Annotated in this window: 16 protein-coding genes; 11 read left to right on the top strand and 5 right to left on the bottom strand. The window is 53.9% G+C overall.

Translation table 11 applies throughout. The annotated features are described in order from the left end of the window. Window positions 1-91: 91 nt before the first annotated feature. Both ACORNT_RS00390 and ACORNT_RS00385 read left to right on the top strand, forming a co-directional pair. Window positions 92-1,273 carry a M14 family metallopeptidase gene (locus ACORNT_RS00390; protein ID WP_321393768.1) on the top strand — a complete coding sequence of 394 codons (1,182 nt, stop codon included), beginning with the start codon at window positions 92-94 and terminating at the stop codon, window positions 1,271-1,273. Window positions 1,274-1,893: 620 nt separating this feature from the next. Next, on the top strand, window positions 1,894-2,115 hold the full coding sequence (locus ACORNT_RS00385) for a hypothetical protein (RefSeq protein WP_321393764.1): 222 nt from the start codon (window positions 1,894-1,896) through the stop codon (window positions 2,113-2,115). A gap of 46 nt (window positions 2,116-2,161) precedes the next feature. On the opposite strand, the gene ACORNT_RS00380 is transcribed toward ACORNT_RS00385, so the two are convergent. The 3 genes from ACORNT_RS00380 to ACORNT_RS00370 all read right to left on the bottom strand — a co-directional run bounded on the left by ACORNT_RS00380 (window position 2,162) and on the right by ACORNT_RS00370 (window position 3,743). Beyond that, a complete protein-coding gene (locus ACORNT_RS00380; RefSeq protein WP_321393761.1) occupies window positions 2,162-2,659 on the bottom strand; it encodes a YbhB/YbcL family Raf kinase inhibitor-like protein in 498 nt (165 codons plus the stop codon). Between the two features lie 86 nt (window positions 2,660-2,745). Further along, window positions 2,746-2,991: a hypothetical protein gene (locus ACORNT_RS00375; protein WP_321393759.1), complete on the bottom strand. Its 246-nt coding sequence runs from the start codon at window positions 2,989-2,991 to the stop codon at window positions 2,746-2,748. Continuing rightward, window positions 2,946-3,743 (bottom strand): hypothetical protein, encoded by a 798-nt coding sequence (locus tag ACORNT_RS00370; RefSeq protein WP_321393757.1) that lies wholly within the window; start codon window positions 3,741-3,743, stop codon window positions 2,946-2,948. Before ACORNT_RS00370 ends, ACORNT_RS00375 begins: the two co-directional genes overlap by 46 nt. A gap of 461 nt (window positions 3,744-4,204) precedes the next feature. Here ACORNT_RS00370 and ACORNT_RS00365 point away from each other — a divergent pair, with 461 nt between their 5' ends. After that, a complete protein-coding gene (locus tag ACORNT_RS00365) occupies window positions 4,205-4,627 on the top strand; it encodes a hypothetical protein (protein ID WP_321393754.1) in 423 nt (140 codons plus the stop codon). A 145-nt stretch (window positions 4,628-4,772) separates the two neighbouring features. Here the strand turns inward: ACORNT_RS00365 and ACORNT_RS00360 are convergent, their stop codons facing one another. Both ACORNT_RS00360 and ACORNT_RS00355 read right to left on the bottom strand, forming a co-directional pair. Beyond that, entirely contained in the window at window positions 4,773-5,549 is a 777-nt protein-coding gene (locus tag ACORNT_RS00360) for a glucose 1-dehydrogenase (protein WP_321393752.1), read from the bottom strand. Window positions 5,550-5,561: 12 nt separating this feature from the next. Beyond that, window positions 5,562-6,395, bottom strand: a complete 834-nt coding sequence (locus tag ACORNT_RS00355) for an alpha/beta hydrolase (protein ID WP_321393749.1) — start codon at window positions 6,393-6,395, stop codon at window positions 5,562-5,564. 348 nt (window positions 6,396-6,743) lie between these two features. Between ACORNT_RS00355 and ACORNT_RS00350 the strand changes: the two genes are divergently transcribed. From ACORNT_RS00350 to ACORNT_RS00315, 8 genes are read left to right on the top strand one after another with little or no spacing between them, the layout of a single operon-like run. Then, window positions 6,744-7,322: a TetR/AcrR family transcriptional regulator gene (locus ACORNT_RS00350; RefSeq protein WP_321393746.1), complete on the top strand. Its 579-nt coding sequence runs from the start codon at window positions 6,744-6,746 to the stop codon at window positions 7,320-7,322. Between the two features lie 60 nt (window positions 7,323-7,382). Further along, entirely contained in the window at window positions 7,383-9,416 is a 2,034-nt protein-coding gene (locus ACORNT_RS00345; RefSeq protein ID WP_321393743.1) for a hydantoinase/oxoprolinase family protein, read from the top strand. Next, the gene (locus ACORNT_RS00340; RefSeq protein ID WP_321393741.1) at window positions 9,416-9,757 is read left to right on the top strand and encodes an acetone carboxylase subunit gamma; all 342 of its coding nucleotides are present in this window, start codon (window positions 9,416-9,418) and stop codon (window positions 9,755-9,757) included. Before ACORNT_RS00345 ends, ACORNT_RS00340 begins: the two co-directional genes overlap by 1 nt. Window positions 9,758-9,762: 5 nt before the next feature. Beyond that, window positions 9,763-10,632, top strand: coding sequence for a hypothetical protein (locus tag ACORNT_RS00335; protein ID WP_321393738.1), 870 nt, complete (start codon window positions 9,763-9,765; stop codon window positions 10,630-10,632). Between the two features lie 21 nt (window positions 10,633-10,653). Beyond that, window positions 10,654-12,819: a hydantoinase/oxoprolinase family protein gene (locus ACORNT_RS00330; protein WP_321393735.1), complete on the top strand. Its 2,166-nt coding sequence runs from the start codon at window positions 10,654-10,656 to the stop codon at window positions 12,817-12,819. Between the two features lie 19 nt (window positions 12,820-12,838). Continuing rightward, the gene (locus tag ACORNT_RS00325) at window positions 12,839-14,926 is read left to right on the top strand and encodes a hydantoinase B/oxoprolinase family protein (RefSeq protein ID WP_321393731.1); all 2,088 of its coding nucleotides are present in this window, start codon (window positions 12,839-12,841) and stop codon (window positions 14,924-14,926) included. Between the two features lie 3 nt (window positions 14,927-14,929). Then, entirely contained in the window at window positions 14,930-16,504 is a 1,575-nt protein-coding gene (locus ACORNT_RS00320; protein WP_321393729.1) for an AMP-binding protein, read from the top strand. Continuing rightward, window positions 16,501-16,917: a Zn-ribbon domain-containing OB-fold protein gene (locus ACORNT_RS00315; protein ID WP_321393726.1), complete on the top strand. Its 417-nt coding sequence runs from the start codon at window positions 16,501-16,503 to the stop codon at window positions 16,915-16,917. Before ACORNT_RS00320 ends, ACORNT_RS00315 begins: the two co-directional genes overlap by 4 nt. Window positions 16,918-16,921: the final 4 nt, after the last annotated feature.

The raw sequence follows: 16,921 nt of genomic DNA, 5'->3' as shown, positions 1-16,921 counted from the left end.
GCTTCGGTCTCCCCGGATCCGGAAAGGTGGCGGTCTCCACCGCCACCTTTTTTATTTCTTCATTTCTTGAACAAAACATAAGATGTCGCCCATGACAAAGATATCGAAATATTTTCTGTTTCTGGCGCTGGCTGCACTCGGCCTGTTTCAGCCCGCCTCTGCTGAAAATGCCGTTTGTAATTTCGGCGAGATCCGTTTTATGACCGATTTTCCCACCGCCCGGATTAACGGCTGCGAGGAAAAGGGAAAAGAATATTATCTGACCATCAAACCGGAAAAGCAGCCGATCAATCCCAGTCCCTGGTACGCTTTTCGGGTGGAAAGCCGGATGTCCGGCAAGATTGCCATCACCCTGAAATATGATTTCGGGGAGCATCGCTACTGGCCCAAGTTCAGCACTGACGGTCATACATGGCACACGGTCAAGCCCGGGGAAATCAAAATTTCCGAAGACAAGAAAAGCGCCCGATTTCGCGTCAAGGTGAAGAGAGGCGAACCGCTGTGGGTGGCCGGCCAGGAAATCTTTACCAACCGGCAGCATAACCTGTGGATGATCGGGGCAGCCCGGGAACATGAGTTTATTGACCTTTACAAGCTTGGCAAGTCGACCGAGGGACGGGATATTTTCAAGCTGGAAACCCGGGTCCCTTCGCCGAAGGCGCCGACTGTAATTTTGCTTGGCCGCCAACATCCGCCGGAAGTGACCGGGGCACTGGCCATGGTGCCTTTCATGGAAACGCTGTTTGCGGATAGTGAGCTGGCCCGGCGGTTCAGAGAGAAATATCGTATTGTCGCCATACCGAATTTGAACCCGGACGGCGTCGCGCGCGGCAACTGGCGTGGAAATATAAGCGGTCAGGACCTGAACCGCGACTGGGGAAAATTCACCCAGCCGGAGACCGAATTGGTGCGTCGCGAACTGTTGAACTACGGGGAAGGAAAAAGGCAAAAGGGGCGTCTGGCCCTGATGCTGGATTTCCATTCCACTTGGGAAAACCTGATGTATACGCAGAATGACAAGGACAAGACCGATCCCGAAAATTTTGCCGTCAACTGGCACAGGGCGATCAGGGAAAGGGCTGGAGATATCCCCCTGCGTCATGCACCGGGACCCAGCGGTCTGAAAAAAGGTACGGCAAAGGGCTATTTCTATATAACTTACGGCGTGCCTTCCATCACCTATGAAATGGGGGATGAGGCGGATCGTGACAATATCCGCGAGCTTGCCGTTGTTGCCGCCGAAGAAATGATGAAGATTATGTTGTCTCCGTAAGTGTTGGAAACGAAAGATTTTTCATTTTTTGTACTTAAATGCACTAATAGTAATATGAATTGAGAGTTTCTTATTTGGGTTCTTCATGTTCCCTCTCAGGCCCAGCTGGACACAAACAGGGTATTATCTGGGGTGAGATCCTCGTGGGTTCTACCGTGACGAAGCAACGATGACGACACGAAAACACTACTTAAATTATCTCCCCGTGAGGGCAGTTCGTGAAGACAGCAGCGACGTCCATGCGGAATAGAATTATAGAGCCAACCCAAAATTGATCGATTGCATTTTTTCTGATAAAATAAATCCGCTGTGGGTGGGATGTTTCATTCTCAGTTGCATAAGATACAAATCTTTTCAAATTTCTGAAGGGTCGCCTTAATTCGAGTGCCAGTCGGGTGCGGCCCTTTGCTTTGGGGTAGAAGGTTTTGTGGGAGTTACCAAAAATTGCGGCTATCGGATTGCATCTGGCCAGTTGGCATTCTGAACCCGGGTATAATAACTTCAACCCTGGAGCCTATGTTCGCTTCGAAAACCATATACAGCTTGGGGGATATTATAATTCGAACAGAAAACCGACCTTTTATGCGGCCTATTTGTTTGACCGGCACAATGTTCGCTGGATGCCGTCCTGGTCTTATGTGCTTGTTGGTGTGGCGTCGGGTTACGAATGGAGCCCTGTCACTCCCATTGCGGCTGTTGGTGTGAAATTCAGGAACGTCAGGATTTCCTATATTCCGTCCTATGAAACGGTTCCTGATCATGCCTATGCAGGCACCCTTTCGGCAAAGGGAAACCAGTCGGATAAATTTTTCCATACTCTTCATCTGTCGATTGAGTTTTAAGGCATATTCGGCGACGACAATTTTCCGGAAAATCCTCGATCATCCCCTATTTCCGTTCGAAACGGCCCATGAGTTCGGCCTTGGCCAGAACATGCCCTTTCATTGCCTGTTCCAGGTCAACCTTGCTGGCGCCTTGTTTCAGGTTCAGGACTGTATCCAGGGCATAAAGTTTGAAGAAATAGCGGTGCGGGCCGTGGCCCCGGGGCGGGCAGGGACCGCCGTAGCCGGTTTTCAGGAAGTTGTTGCGGCCCTGGCGGATGCCGCTCTCAAGGGTTTCGGTCTTGGGCTGATTTTCCGGTAAAGAGGTTGCATCGGCCGGAATATTATAGAGGACCCAGTGCACCCAGGTTCCAGCCGGGGCATCCGGGTCGTCGGTGATCAGGGCAAGACTCTGGGTACCCTCCGGCGCATTTTCCCAATGCAGTTCGGGAGAAATATCCGTGCCTTCGCAGGAATATTTGGACGGGATCGTTTGCCCCTGTTCAAAAGATGCGCTCATCAGCTGCATAATCTGAGCCTCCTTTGCCATTGCTGTAGTTATCATAGCATTTCCGGCCAGAAAGAGCCAAAAGACAAGACGGGTTGGAACGATAAATCTTGCAATTATGGTCATGACTAACACCTTTTCTTTCACTCGGCCGCGGGTTTCGGACACTCTGGATAACCCTTGTCGAACACGATCTTCCACTGTCCGTCGGCGTTCTTGCGCCAGACCGAGGAATAATTGGCCACATGGCGCCCGTCAGGCGTCCTGACCGGACCGGTGCTCAGCGCCAGGTGCCCGGACTCCAGTATCAGGACCGTTTCCGGCTCCCGGCTGACCTTGTTTTTCAGTGGCGCCGTTTGCTGGCAACGGATATGCACAGTAAACCGCACATCAGCAAAGCCAGTGAAGCAGGTTCATCCGCTCTCACACTTCCTGACACAAAGAGATATTCAAAGGCCCGGTTGTAGTTGCAGAATGTGCCGCCGGTGATGATTTTCTCATCACCTTGAACACAGCCTTCCTCGTCGTCGGGCAGGGAGCCGTCCATGGCCCTGATTGCCAGGGTGTTCCACCCCACCTGCAGGATATTCTCAAGTCCACCGGAATCTGCCTGATTCAGGGTTGTTCCGCTGTCAATGCTCAGGTTGAGGTCACTTATTGTCAGGACAAACGGATCAGGCTGCCCCTCGGTTTGATTTTGCTCGAGAATGCCGTTGAACACAAATTGCCCGTTGAGCCAGACTTCAAGAAAATCGTCTGCAATGAGGGCAAGCGCACCGTCAATATCGTCTGATTTCAGATAAAAGGAGCGCAGGTAAAATGTATCAATGGGGCCATCCCCTGAGGCATTGCCGTCATCATCGACGGTACAAAGGCTTCCATCTCCGCCGCAATACCACATCATTTTGTTTTTGTTGAGGGTAGTGGTTGACGTATTTCCGTAGGGCGCCGTCGCGGGCACTCCTTCTCCCGGATTGACGATCCCCTGTGTCCATCTGGTGCCGATAACGCCGTTATCGGTAGAAAGCCAGTTCGAGCCGCCGCTCAAATCAATTATGTTGGCATGGGCCGTTGATAATGCTGCGGCAATCGCCGCCACGGCGAAAGTTAAAAGAATTCTGATGGGGCGTAAATTCATCATGTGGTTTCTCCTTTCACGGGAAACAAAAATATCATAGTGATCACAGGACGGTCCGTCTGTGATCTTGGGGATTTACGCTTACTGAGGTGTGATGATAGACTCGGATATAGTTAAAGCATAAATTGTGCCATTTCTTTTATATGCATGTAATAATTTGTAAGTTATTATTAATTATGGATAAAAATATATTATTTTCTGAGCGCATGTCACTGGCGTTAACCATAACTGTAAAATCTTTTTACAGTTCTCAGGACCCTTCAGCACGAACATATACGGCAGTATCCCGGAAATCTTATATTCTATAATAGGTTGAGTATTGTTCGGTGAGAAAAATAGAAGTGTAAAAAAATCCGACAAATGTCATCAGGCTGTGTCCCCCCCCGGACGTATGGTCTCATTTATTTTGCACCGGGGACGACTATGCTTTATTGTCGTACAATTCACACAACAGGGGAACTGCCATGACCTATTTCGCACCTGATACCCTATCCCAGGCCATAAATCCATGGAGCTGGATGTTCAAAAGTTCGGACAACAGCACCGGTCTCATCAACATCAATACCTACAAGAGCGGCAATCCAACACTGGAACACCGGATTGTCCATGAAGTCGCCGGTTACGGCATGCAGCTTTCCGTCATCGAGGCGCTGCTGGAGGTTATGCTGCAATTGATGCCGGAGAGGGAGCTTACCCGGGAACAGCAGGATAAAATTGACACCTTTAAGATTCTGATGGAGGACATCCGCAAGCACAAGGAGAAAACCCTGCTGGAGGAGTTTTCCCCGGGTGGTGTTGACGAACTGGTCGGCAGGCTGGCCAGTCTGGAAAAGCAGGATCCGGGCCTGTATGAAAGAGTCGCGGAGAGACTGAAAAAAGTCCTGTAACATACTCCGGAAAGAGACTCTGGGTTTCCATTGGCAGCGCACCTCCACGGCCAAATTATTCCGATTGAGATGACAAAGGAGAGAAAACGGCTTTTAACAGTCAGCCGCTTTTTCTCCTTCAGGGGTGGTTTGCCCGGATCGTTGCTTAGATTGCCGTATAGCCGCCGTCAATAACAAATTCCGCGCCGGTGGCGAAGCTGGATTCATCGCTGGCCAGATAAAGCACGGCGGTGGCGATCTCGTGCGGCAGGCCGATGCGTCCGATCGGATGCAGGGCGGAGAAGGCGGCTTCCGCCTGTTCCGGGGTCATGCCGGTGGCCTTTTCCGCCATTTCCATGCCGGAAGCGGTTTTGATCAGGCCCGGATGCACCGTATTGACACGGATGTTATAACCCTTCTGGCCGCAGTGGATTGCGGCGCATTTGCTGAACAGCTTGACCCCGGCCTTGGCGGCGGAATAGGCCACCAGGTTGGGCGAGCCGACAATGCCGCCGACAGAGGACAGGTTGATGATGGAGCCGCCGCCGGTTTCCTTCATGGCCCTGACCGCCATCTGGGTGCCGAGGAAGGTGCTGTCCATATTCAGCGAAATGATCTTGCGCCAGTCGGACAGCGACAGCGTCTCAAGATCGTTATAGGTGCCGCCGCCGGCATTATTGACCAGCACGTCAAGCCTGCCGTATTTGTCGAGCAGGGCGCTGAATACGCTTTCCCATGCGGCTTCATCGGTCACGTCATGTTTTATGAACATGGCTTCTTTGCCGGCGAGGGTGATCTCGGTGGCAAGTTTTTCCCCGCCGGTTACATCAATGTCGGTCAGGATGACCGTTGCCCCTTCTTCAGTCAGAAGGCGTACCATGGCCTCGCCGAGGCCGTTGGCACCCCCGGTCACAAGGCAGATTTTCCCGTCTACGCGTCCCATATTTCAACTCCTTCAGTTTTTCAAAAATTCAAGTATGACATCCTGTTCTTCAACTTTGTCCATCAGGCTGACATGGCCGCCGGGACGGTCTAACAGGCTGCAGCAGGGTCCTCTTTCAGCCATCATTCGGGCTTCTTCATCGGGCACGATGGAATGCGATCCCCGGACCAAGAGGGTTTTGGCCGTCACCAGGTCATAATAGTTCCAGAGGTCGAAATCTTCGGGATGTTCCGCGAATTGAACGGCCAGCCTGGGATCATAATGATAGGTGAAACTTCCGTTGTCGGTCCGGCGGGACCAGCTGTGGATCAGTTCGTGCCATTTCTGCGGGCTCAGTTCCAGCCCCATTCGGGTCAGGAAGTTGCGGACCTTGCTGTCAAAATCCTGGTATTTCTCGAAGATCGGCGGGGAGGCCAGCGATTTGGCCAGCGCCAGGCGGAATTTTTCGTCAAGTCCGACGCCTACATCATTAAGGACAAGATGGCCGATGGTGAGGCCGTTGTCCCGGCCGGCAAGCACTATTCCGAGCCCTCCGCCCTTTGATGACCCGATCCAGCGCAGGGATGTTTTGCCCAGTTGCCGGAACAGGTCCTCGGCGATATCAGCATAAAAGGAAAGACTGGTGTCGCTGCCGTTTTTTGCCCAGTCGGACAGGCCGCAACAGAGCGAATCCGGGCAGATGACGTGGTAATCTTCAGACAGTCGGGCCGCCAGCTCCCGATGGTCGTTGCAGGTGCCGGTGACACCATGCCAGATAACAACGGTGTCTCGGGCGGAATCGCCCCATTCCATAAAATGAATGTTTCTGTCCCGGCAAGTCAGGAAGCGTGATTCTGGGGAAGCCATTAGCGTAATTATCTCCCGGTAAAATAAGCATAATTTTCATAAACAAACTATAATATAGATAGAACAATCGTTCCATTAATCTATGGAACATAGGCAAAAAAATGAATTAGAGCAAGAAGAAAAATTTTTCTGTATTTTTTCAACATATTGAAAATAAAGAATATTTATTGGAGCATTTGCCCTAGAACGATCGATCTAATTTTCTGTTGACAAAGACTTTCTTTCGTGATCAATTAACTAGAACGAACGATCTAGACTTATCGAACGTTTGTTATTTTTTGTTTGCTCTGACCAAAGAGAAAAGCGTAAGGTTCAGGTTTTAGGGAACTTCAGGGGAGAGCATGAGGAATGTCAGAAAACACAACACGCAGGGAAGAGCTTTTGGAAACAGCAATCGATCTATTTTCCGAAAAGGGATACGTTGGGACGTCCATCCGGGATATCGCCAAGGCGATCGACCGGAGTGTGTCCAATGTCTATCACTATTTCGAAAATAAAGAAGAGCTGTGGCTTGCTATCCTGGAGTATTCCGTCAAGGGGCTTCCGGAAAAGCTGCGCGCGGTTGCCTATGGTGAAGGGGATCCTCTGGAGCGGTTCGAGCGTATGCTGCGTACCCATCTTGCGGCCTCAACCCTGCACCAGCGGGAATCCAAAATCTTCTTCATTGATGAAGAAAGGCTCTCGCCCCAGGGGAAGGAAATCAACCGCCGTATCCAGAAGGAAATTCTGGATATCTATGTTGAACAGCTTCGCCTGTTGCAGTCCCACGGGGTAATTAAAACAAAACATCCCAAAATTCTGGCTTTCAATATGCTCGGCACAATCAACTGGTATCTGCGCTGGTTTGATCCCAGGGGTGGGCTGAGCAAAGAAGAAATACACGATGAAATAATCGAATTCGTCATGCATGGCATGTGCGGATCCTGAGTGTAACACAATAGGCGGCTCCGGAAACACCAGAGGGCTGCGGACTTTAAGGGAGTACTCATGGGGTATACAATTGATATTGATACCGGCGGTACATTCACGGACGGTTTTCTTGTCCGTGATGGCGATGCAAAAACAGTCAAGGTGCCGACAACGCCGCATGATCTGACGATCTGTTTTCTGGAATGTATTTCGGCCGGAGCAGACGCCTACGGCGTTTCCACCGAGGACCTGCTGCATGAAACGGATATTATCCGTTTCTCCAATACCATTGGTACCAACTCCATCATTCAGCGCGACGGCGCCAAGATCGGCCTGATTGTCACCGGCGGAATGGAGGCTCTTGCCCCGACTGCTGACGGCGATGGGAAGTCTCCGCTGGTGGACCCGGATATGGTGCTGTGCCTGGATGAAGAAACCGACAGCGGCGGTAATGTGACCAAAGCCCCTGAAGAAGACCAGATACTGGCGGCGGCGCAAACTCTGATCGACAGAGGCGCGCGGGGGCTTGTCGTATCCTTTGCCAACAGTGAACGTAATCCGGCAAACGAGCAACTTGTCCGCAAGGTGATCAAGCGGGAATATCCCCGGGATTATCTGGGCTCGGTGTCAGTCTTCCTGTCATCAGATATTTCCACGCGTACGGGGAAGGCGGAGCGGCTGAACAGTGCGGTGCTCAATGCCTATATTCATTCCAAACTTGCCCGGTTGCTCTATAAAGCGGGCGAAGACCTGCGCCAGCGGGGTTATAGAAAAACCCTGTTTATCGGTCATAACAATGCCTCTGTGGCCCGGGTCGCCAAAACCCGCGCCATCAATACCTATAACTCCGGTCCGGCGGCCGGCCTTCTCGGCGCCCGGGAAATCGGTGCGCTGTACGGGATCGGGAATCTGATTTCCACCGATATGGGCGGCACGTCCTTTGATATCGGTTATGTCAAGGACGGCCAGGCCAGTTATGCCCTGGAGCCCGATGTGGAAGGCTTTCCCTGCAATTTGCCGATGATGTCGATCCTGGCGCTCGGCACTGGTGGCGGCTCCATCGCCCATATCAGGGACGGCGAACTGAAAGTGGGTCCGCAATCCGCGGGAGCTCTTCCGGGACCGGCCTGTTTTAACCTGGGCGGGTCCAAACCCACCGTGACCGATGCCAACCTGATCCTCGGGGTGCTTGATCCGGACTTTTTCCTCGGCGGATCCATGAAACTGGATATGGGCAAAGCCCGGGACGTGGTTGCCCGTGATGTTGCCGAACCACTGGGAATTTCTGTTGAAGAAGCTGCCTGGCGTATCAAGCAGACCGTGGACCGGGAAATGGGCAGTACGATTTCGAAGGTTGCAAAGAATTTTGACCAGGGTGTGGAGCCTGTCGTCGTCGCCTACGGCGGTGCCGGTGGATTGCATGCCTGTGATATTGGGGCGGCTTCTTCGGTGAAGAAGATTATTATGACACCTTTTTCAGCGGTCTCTTCCGCCTATTCATCCTCATTGATGGATGCGGGACATCTTTATTATCGTCGTGCCGGTGTCAGGCTGGCCCGGAACCAGGCTTCCGAAACCCTTGAACAGGCCGTCGCCTCCATGTGGGCGGAAGCGGTGAAGGACATGCGCGGTGAGGGGTTCCAGGAAGAGGAGCTTGGCTCCGAACTGCAGCTTTTTGTCCGCTCCGCCGGTAGTGACCGGGAAGCCATGATCACGGTGGAAACAGATTTCCACAAGGATGTTTCTGAATTTGACAGGGCCGTGTCGCAGGCAGTTCGCGCCCTTCAGGATATGGGCGAGACCGTAACCAGTGATCTGGAACTGACAACTCTCGCGCTTATGGTTCAGGCCCGGGTGCCCCATTACCATCTGCCGGAACTTGCCGAGGGCAACGCAGATATTTCGTCTGCTGTCAAAGCTCGTCGCAAGCTCTATTCCGGCCGCGCCGGCGATTATGTTGATTGTCCAATCTATGAGCGGGACAAGCTGGGACGGGATGTGGTGATTGCCGGACCGGGACTGGTGGAATCATCCAAGACAACCATTCTGGTCCCCGAGGGCTGGAAGATGACAGTCGACAAATACAACAACGCCATTCTCGAGGAGGTTTGATGATGAGCAAGGTACATATCACGGAATGCCTCGATATTGATCTGGACAAGGAGCTCTGGTGTTGTAACCGCTGCGGTCAAGAGCTTTATGCCGCCCGGGACAACTATAAAAAAGGGTGCCTGGTGGCGGAGCGTGACATGAAGGAAGTTCATCCGCCGATGACGGATGACAAGACCTACAGTTTCACCCCTGATTCAGGCTATTGCCGGCTGGTGGAATTCTACTGCCCGGGCTGCGGCACCATGCTGGAGAATGAATATCTGCCGCCGGGACATCCGCTCACCCACGAGATTGAGCTGGATATTGACGCCCTGAAGGCAAAATACGCGAGCGAAAGGTAAAGATTATGACACGTATGGCTCTGTCTGCTTTTCTGGCGGGTCAGGCGTCAGCCGACAAAGCACTCCTTTCTGCTGCCGAACCTTTGGCAGCCCGGGTTGGCGGTCTGGAGTATTCCTCCATGACTGCCGACCCGGCCCTATGGGGTAGCAGTCTTGTCAAGGTTGGACGCCTGCTAGGTCTCAGTGGGCTGGTGCTGGGATTTGATTCTTCTCTGGCGATAGATGCCGCCCGAGAGGAACATCCGCTTGAGGGAACCTCACTTGCGGTGGCGGTCGAGGCTTTCAGCCGGATGTCACAGACCGAGCGTGACCATGTGGGCTGTATTGCCGCCATGGCCGGTCCGCTGGCACTGGCGCAGGCGATTCATGGCGGCGAGTATCTTGATCATATGGCGGATCTGAAATCTGTAACCGTTGCCATGGCCGAGGCTTTCTGCAAATCCCGCCCGGATCTGCTGCTCTTCAGGGAAGGATCTGGTTTTTTTGAGGGAGGGATAGGGACGCCCCAGCGCAAGGCCTATAACACGCTCAAGAATATGGCATCCTATTTCAGTGTACCGGTGGGTATTTTTGTCGAAGGGTATGACAGCGCGGACCTGCCCGATCTGGGCAAGCTGAAGGTGCCCTTCATCCTGCTGGGCGCCGACAAAAACGGGAACGCCCCTGATTTCGCCGCCGTCAAACAGCTTGCAGCGGAAGTGGAGGGCATCGGTGTGCCGCTGCCTTTCGGGGATCCGGATCAGGCCCGCAGTCTGCTGGCCAGCTATCGGGAACAGCTGGGTGATGTGAACTATCTCTATTGCACAATGAATGAACTCACTCCGGAGACGGACCTGGAAGCCGCATTGGCTCTGGTCGGCTGTCTCAACGGATAGGTAAAATATCGGGAATACAAGATGACAAATATGGTTTCAGACTCAGGGAATTACAGCGTCGGTATCGACGTCGGGGGGACCTTTACCGACTTTTTCTGCATCAACCGGGAGGGCGAGGCCCAGACCTGCAAGACGCCAACGACCCATTATGATCTTTCCGTCGGTTTCATGAAAGGCATGGGCATGCTGGCCCGCCAGCGTAAACTTGCGGTCGGCGATTTTCTCAGCGATGTGGCTTCTGTGCGTTATTCGACCACCGTCGGTACAAATGCGCTGATCGAACGTACCGGGCCCAAGCTCGGTCTGATCACTACGGCCGGATTTGAAGATACCATTTTTGTGGGACGTGCCCGCAGCTGGGCCGATGGTCTGGGCTGGCAGGAAGGCCGCGACCAGGCCCGCATTCAGAAGCCCGAACCGCTGATCAAGCATGACATGGTGGTCGGTGTGCGTGAGCGTATGGACTACAGCGGCAAGGTGATCGCGCCCCTGAAAAAGGAAGAGATTCTCGAGAAACTACAGCTTCTTGTGGATCGCGGAGCGCAGGGGTTTGTGGTCTCCTTGCTGTGGTCCTTTGTCAATCCGGAACATGAACGCCTGATCAAGGAAGTGATCGAGGAAGAATATCCGGAAGATTATCTCGGTTCCATGCCGGTGATCCTGTCTTCCGACATTTCACCGACTGCCGGCGAATATACCCGCACCATGACCACGGTGGTCAACGGCTACATTCATGGCGTCATGGCGGACGAACTGAACAAGCTGGGTAACGAGCTTCGCGACGGCGGTTATAAAAAACCGCTGACCCTGGTGCATAATACCGGCGGCACCAAGAAGGCGTCCCGGACCCGGGCGGTGCTGACCCATAACGCGGGCCCGGTGGCAGGATTGCACGGTTCCGCAGTACTTGGGCAGCTGTCCGGTGACGAGAATATTGTTTTCACCGATATGGGCGGAACCTCGTTTGATATCGGTCTGATAGAGGACGGGGAGATCAAGGCCCATGACTTTATCCCGGTGATTGACCGCTGGCGGACGAACATTCCTGCGATCGAGGTAAAGTCTATCGGCGCCGGCGGTGGGTCCATCGCCTGGATCAATGAACTGATGGATAATGCACTGGAAATCGGCCCGCAGTCCGCGGGATCCATGCCCGGACCGGTCTGTTACGACCAGGGTGGGACCGAACCGACCGTGACCGATGCCGACTTGGTGCTGGGCCTGTATAATCCCGACAACTATCTCGGCGGGGAGATGTTCCTTGATGTGGATATGGCCCGCGAAGCGATCCAGAAAAAAGTCGCCGATCCGTTGGGGATTTCCGTGGAAGAGGCCGCCTATCGTATCCGCCGGCTGGTGGATGCCCGCATGGGACAGGAAGTATTTAATGAAGTGGCGCTGAAGGGGCATGATCCGCGTACATTCGTGGTGCTGGCCTGCGGCGGTGCTGGTGGCGCCCATGCCTGCGGTTTCGGTCCTTATATCGGGGCGAAAAAGATCATTGCACCGCGCCAGTCTTCTGTCTTTGGCGCTTACGGTGCCTCCACCATGCAGATCAAGGAAATCTGGGACAAGTCCCGGTCCCTGAAGCTGTTTAACTGGGGCAGTCAGTCCTACCTGTCGGATCTGGAATCCTTCAATGCGGTAAGCCGGGAACTCAAGGACCTGGCGACCCGGGACCTGAAGCTGGAAGGTTATGATGAGGACCAGATGGAGTTCCAGCTGGAACTGAATATGCGCTACGGCAGCCAGTATAACATGACCAAGGTCCGGACCCCTAGGGTCGAGCTGAACAGTGTTGATGATGTGCAGGCGATCTGTGACGAATTTACCCGCCAGTATGGCGAGATTTATTCACCTGAGGCGACCTTTCCGTCCGGCGGCATCAATGTGGAGAATTTCTCCCTGACCGCAGCCATCAAACCGTCCGGTGACCGGATGGCGCCCGGAGAAATCATGGGACCGGAACCGGATGCCGGTGCAAAGCGGGAGGATCGGCCGGTCTACTGGTCGCCTGAGGAAGGTTATCAGGAGACCCCGGTTTATGATTATACCCGATTGACGCCTGGCAACGTCATTATGGGGCCGGTCATCATTGAATCGCCGGAAACCACCTATGTTGTGGCACCGGGCTGGCGTTTCAGCATGGATGCATACCGTAACTGCATCATGGAACAGATTTCTTAAAATATCAGGGAGAATTACAATGCAATCAATGTCATACGGACGCGATCACGAAATCGTACAGCATCTTCGCCCTGAGCCCATGACGGCCGAGGAAACGGCAGCCCAGGATAAAATCGATGATGTTGAGTTTGATATTTTCAAACACAAGATGCATATGATCGGCCTTGAGGGCAAGGAAAACACCATGCGCCTCGGGGCCTCCAGCGCCATGCGTTTCGGCGATGTGGCCTTTGGGATATTCACCGCCCAGGGCGATCTGTCCATTTGCGCCACCGGCATTTACCACCATGCCGTCCTTGGCCAGTTGCCGCTGAAATATATCGTCAAGCATTGGGTCAGGGAACCTTCCGTCGGCGTCAGCGACGGCGACAGTTTTTTTTACAATGATCCCTTCTATGGTGGCGTTCATAACGCCGACATGGGTCTGGCAGTACCGGTCTTTCACGAGGGCAAGCTGCTTTGTTTTGTTGGCGCCGCTGTGCATACCGGCGAATGCGGCGGCTCGGAACCCGGTGGTACAGTGACCGCAGCAAAAAGTAAATATGACGAGGGTCTGCTGTGTCCGCCGATCAAGATCGGTGAGAATTATCAGCTCAAGGAAGATCTGCTGAACATGTTTGCGGCCATGAACCGCGATCCCCGCACCATGATCCTGGACATCAAGGCGCGCCTTGCCGCGACCCGTATTGCCCAGCGCCGTATTCTGGAAGTGGTTGAAGAGAAAGGCGTGGACTTCTTTATCGGTTCTTTGCGCAAGGTCCTTGCCGTGACCGGCGAAGCGGCCAAGAAGAAGGTTTCCAAACTTAATGACGGCATCTACCGTCAGCCCCGCTTCCTGGACACGCTTGGGGAGGAAAACGGTCTTCTCAAGGTTGACCTGACTATTATCAAGAAGGGCGACAAGATTACCATGAATCTGGAGCATAGCTCGCCGCTGGTGCCGGATACGCCCGCCAACAGTTATTTTCAGGGCATTATTGGTCTGTCCATGGTGTATTTCTGCGGCTGGTTATTCCATGACCTGCCGTCCAACAACGGATTGCTGGAAGCTATCGACTGGGAATTCCCGGATAACAGCTTCATCAACGCCAAGGGAGATGTGGCGACGTCAATTGCGCCGCTGGTACAGATTACCTTTACCCACGGCATGTTCCAGTGCGGGGCGCGCATGACCTATAATACCGATCCGTCGCGGTCTGTGGCCTGCTGGTTCAGTGGCTTCTCCATTCCCATGTTTGCCGGTCTTAACCAGTATGGGGAACCGGTGGCCGATATCACCCCGGAAATCAATGCGACCGGCTGTGGCGCCCGTTTCGACATGGACGGGGTCAATGCGGCCGGGGCCTTCTTCGCCACCATGGCGGACTGTTCCGATGTGGAAACCACGGAAGCCGGCAATCCGATCCTCTATACCTTCCGCAACTATTTCAACAACAGCTACGGGCACGGGAAATATCGCGGGGGCGCCGGTGTCGGATATGGCCTGATTGTCCATGACACACAGCATTTCTTCCTCGGTTCCCATGGCGGCGGTTCCAAATTTCCCACCACCCAGGGCCTGTTTGGCGGGTATGGCCTTCCCAGCCTGTTCCTGCGCAAGGTTTCAGGCAGTAATATCAAGGAACTGATGGCCCAAAGTGATCCGCACCTGCCGCACAGTCTGGCCGAGGTCTATGAGGAGGGGAATCCCGAGACCGGTAAGACCGAACATGACAACATCAGTATGGTGGTGGAACCTGTTCAGGACGGCGATACCATGTATGCCTATGCCGGTGGCGGCGCCGGTTACGGCGATGTTCTGGAACGCGATCCGGCCGGGGTCATGCAGGATCTGGCCGACGGTCTGGTCTCCCACTGGGCGGCGCAGAATATCTATCAGGTGGTCTATGAGGAAGAAAGCCTTCGTCTGGATGAAGAGGCGACCGTCAAAAAACGGGCTGCCGTTCGGGCCAACCGGATTAATACGGGTAAAAGCTATGACGAGTTTGTGGCTGAATGGTCAAAACAGACACCGCCGGCGCATATCCTGAAATATTACGGCGAATATCCGATCCCGCAAACCACCATGACCGGGGAAAAACCGGTCCTGCAGAGGCTGGCAAGCTGATCCATGGACATCAAATTTGAAAATCGCACTGTCCATGGTGTCATAGAGCAGCTTTCCCGGGAGAGGGGAGAGGATACTTTCCTCTTCTTCGAGGAGGAGAGCTGGACATATGGTGAAATAAATGCGGCGGCCAACCGGGTCGCTGCCGGCCTCGCCGGACTTGGTCTCGGTCGTAATGACAAGGTTGCCATCATGATGACCAACCGGCCGGAATTCCTGTTCAGCTGGTTCGGCCTGTGCAAGCTTGGCGCGGTCGAGGTGCCGGTCAATACGGCCCACAAAGGGCAGTTGCTGTCCTATATGATCAATCAGTCCGACTGTGAAGCGATTATTCTGGAAGCCTGTTTTGCCGAGCGGTTGCACCCGGTTCTGGGTGATCTTGAGACGGTGAAGCATATTATTGTGCTGGATGGGCCTGTAAATGACTTGGGGGGGCAGGTTCACGACTATGGGCGACTGATGGATAATGATGGCACGTTCGAGGCGCCGATCGTCCGTCCTTCCGATCCCTGCGCCATGATGTTTACCTCAGGTACCACCGGACCGTCCAAGGGGGCCGTTGTCCCCCATAATTATCAGCTGGTGATGGCTGAAATCATTTGCGGTATGGGCGAATATACGGCGGAAGACCGACTTTATAACGCCCTGCCGTTGTTTCATGGCAACGCCCAGACCCTGTCCACCATGCCGGCCCTGATCAGCGGTGCCAGCATGGTGCTGAAAAACCGTTTCTCGGCCAGCAGTTTCTGGGATGACGTGCGCAAATACGGATGCACTGAATTCAACTATATCGGCGGTATACTGGCGATCCTGTTGAAGGCCGAACCGGGACCGGATGATGCAGATAACCCGTTACGGGTTCTTGTTGGCGCTGGCGCCAACAAGCAGGTGTTCGAGGAGTTTGAGAGACGCTTTGACGTCAAGCTCGTGGAAGGCTACGGCATGAGCGAGATCGGCGCCCCGCTCAATACCAGTATCCGTGACCGACGCCCGGGAAGCTGCGGTACGGTAAATCCGGGCTACCAGGTCAAACTGGTGGATGATGATGGCCATGAAGTGAGACCGAACGAACCGGGTGAACTTTTGATCCGGCCGCTTAATTCCCATGCCATGATGCTGGAATATTACCGCATGCCTGAAAAGACCGTCGAGGCCTGGCAGGATCTCTGGTTTCATACCGGCGACTATCTGCAGCGGGACGAGGACGGTTATTATTATTTCGTCGACCGGAAAAAAGACGCCCTGCGGCGGCGGGGGGAGAATATCTCCTCCTTCGAGGTGGAACGCACCATTAACAGTCACGAGAAGGTTCTGGAAAGCGCGGCTATTGCCGCCAGGTCCGAACTGGGCGAGGACGAGGTGATGGTTTGTGTGGTGTTGAGACCGGGTGAGAGCCTTACCGCAGCGGAACTCATCAGTTTTTGCGAGGACCAGATGGCCTATTTCATGGTGCCCCGGTATGTACGGTTTATGGACAGCCTGCCCAAGACACCGACAGAACGGGTGCAGAAATTCCGGTTGCGTGACGAAGGCGTGACGGCGGATACCTTCGATCGGGAACAGGGAGACGCGACATGAACGAACAGCACAACCTGCCCCCGGTTAAGGAGGGGGTTTTTACCACCGGACAAAAGCCGCAGCTCCTGGGCGGTTATTGCCCGCGGTGCGGTCATTATCATTTTCCTTTTCAGGACTATTGTTCCAAATGTCTGGGGGAAATGGAACACCGGGAAATCGGCTGTCACGGCCGGATTGAAAGTGTGACCTCCGTACGCACCAAGCCGCCGCTCGGCCTGCCCAGGCCCTATACGGTGGCCTGGATTGATCTGGAGGAAACATCGCTTCGGGTCTTTTCCCTGATTGATCCGGAAACCGCCGAAGAAGCCCGCATCGGCAGCGCCGTCTTCCTGAAAATCCTGCCGCTGGGCGTCAATCTTGCAAACGAGCCCTGTCTCAGGCCCTGTTTCAGCATTTCCGAAAAACAGGAGTAAGCAG

Source organism: Emcibacter sp., from assembly GCF_963675455.1.
Lineage (GTDB): Bacteria > Pseudomonadota > Alphaproteobacteria > Sphingomonadales > Emcibacteraceae > Emcibacter.
Note: the sequence above shows the minus strand (reverse complement) of the source record. Positions and strands in the feature narration are given on the sequence as shown.

Excerpts from the sequence above, each read along its gene's own strand:
- ACORNT_RS00390 (WP_321393768.1), top strand. The coding sequence starts at position 92 with ATGACAAAGATATCGAAATATTTTCTGTTTCTGGCGCTGGCTGCACTC.
- ACORNT_RS00385 (WP_321393764.1), top strand. The coding sequence starts at position 1,894 with ATGCCGTCCTGGTCTTATGTGCTTGTTGGTGTGGCGTCGGGTTACGAA.
- ACORNT_RS00380 (WP_321393761.1), bottom strand. The coding sequence starts at position 2,659 with ATGATAACTACAGCAATGGCAAAGGAGGCTCAGATTATGCAGCTGATG.
- ACORNT_RS00370 (WP_321393757.1), bottom strand. The coding sequence starts at position 3,743 with ATGATGAATTTACGCCCCATCAGAATTCTTTTAACTTTCGCCGTGGCG.
- ACORNT_RS00365 (WP_321393754.1), top strand. The coding sequence starts at position 4,205 with ATGACCTATTTCGCACCTGATACCCTATCCCAGGCCATAAATCCATGG.
- ACORNT_RS00360 (WP_321393752.1), bottom strand. The coding sequence starts at position 5,549 with ATGGGACGCGTAGACGGGAAAATCTGCCTTGTGACCGGGGGTGCCAAC.
- ACORNT_RS00355 (WP_321393749.1), bottom strand. The coding sequence starts at position 6,395 with ATGGCTTCCCCAGAATCACGCTTCCTGACTTGCCGGGACAGAAACATT.
- ACORNT_RS00350 (WP_321393746.1), top strand. The coding sequence starts at position 6,744 with ATGTCAGAAAACACAACACGCAGGGAAGAGCTTTTGGAAACAGCAATC.
- ACORNT_RS00345 (WP_321393743.1), top strand. The coding sequence starts at position 7,383 with ATGGGGTATACAATTGATATTGATACCGGCGGTACATTCACGGACGGT.
- ACORNT_RS00340 (WP_321393741.1), top strand. The coding sequence starts at position 9,416 with ATGATGAGCAAGGTACATATCACGGAATGCCTCGATATTGATCTGGAC.
- ACORNT_RS00335 (WP_321393738.1), top strand. The coding sequence starts at position 9,763 with ATGACACGTATGGCTCTGTCTGCTTTTCTGGCGGGTCAGGCGTCAGCC.
- ACORNT_RS00330 (WP_321393735.1), top strand. The coding sequence starts at position 10,654 with ATGACAAATATGGTTTCAGACTCAGGGAATTACAGCGTCGGTATCGAC.
- ACORNT_RS00325 (WP_321393731.1), top strand. The coding sequence starts at position 12,839 with ATGCAATCAATGTCATACGGACGCGATCACGAAATCGTACAGCATCTT.
- ACORNT_RS00320 (WP_321393729.1), top strand. The coding sequence starts at position 14,930 with ATGGACATCAAATTTGAAAATCGCACTGTCCATGGTGTCATAGAGCAG.
- ACORNT_RS00315 (WP_321393726.1), top strand. The coding sequence starts at position 16,501 with ATGAACGAACAGCACAACCTGCCCCCGGTTAAGGAGGGGGTTTTTACC.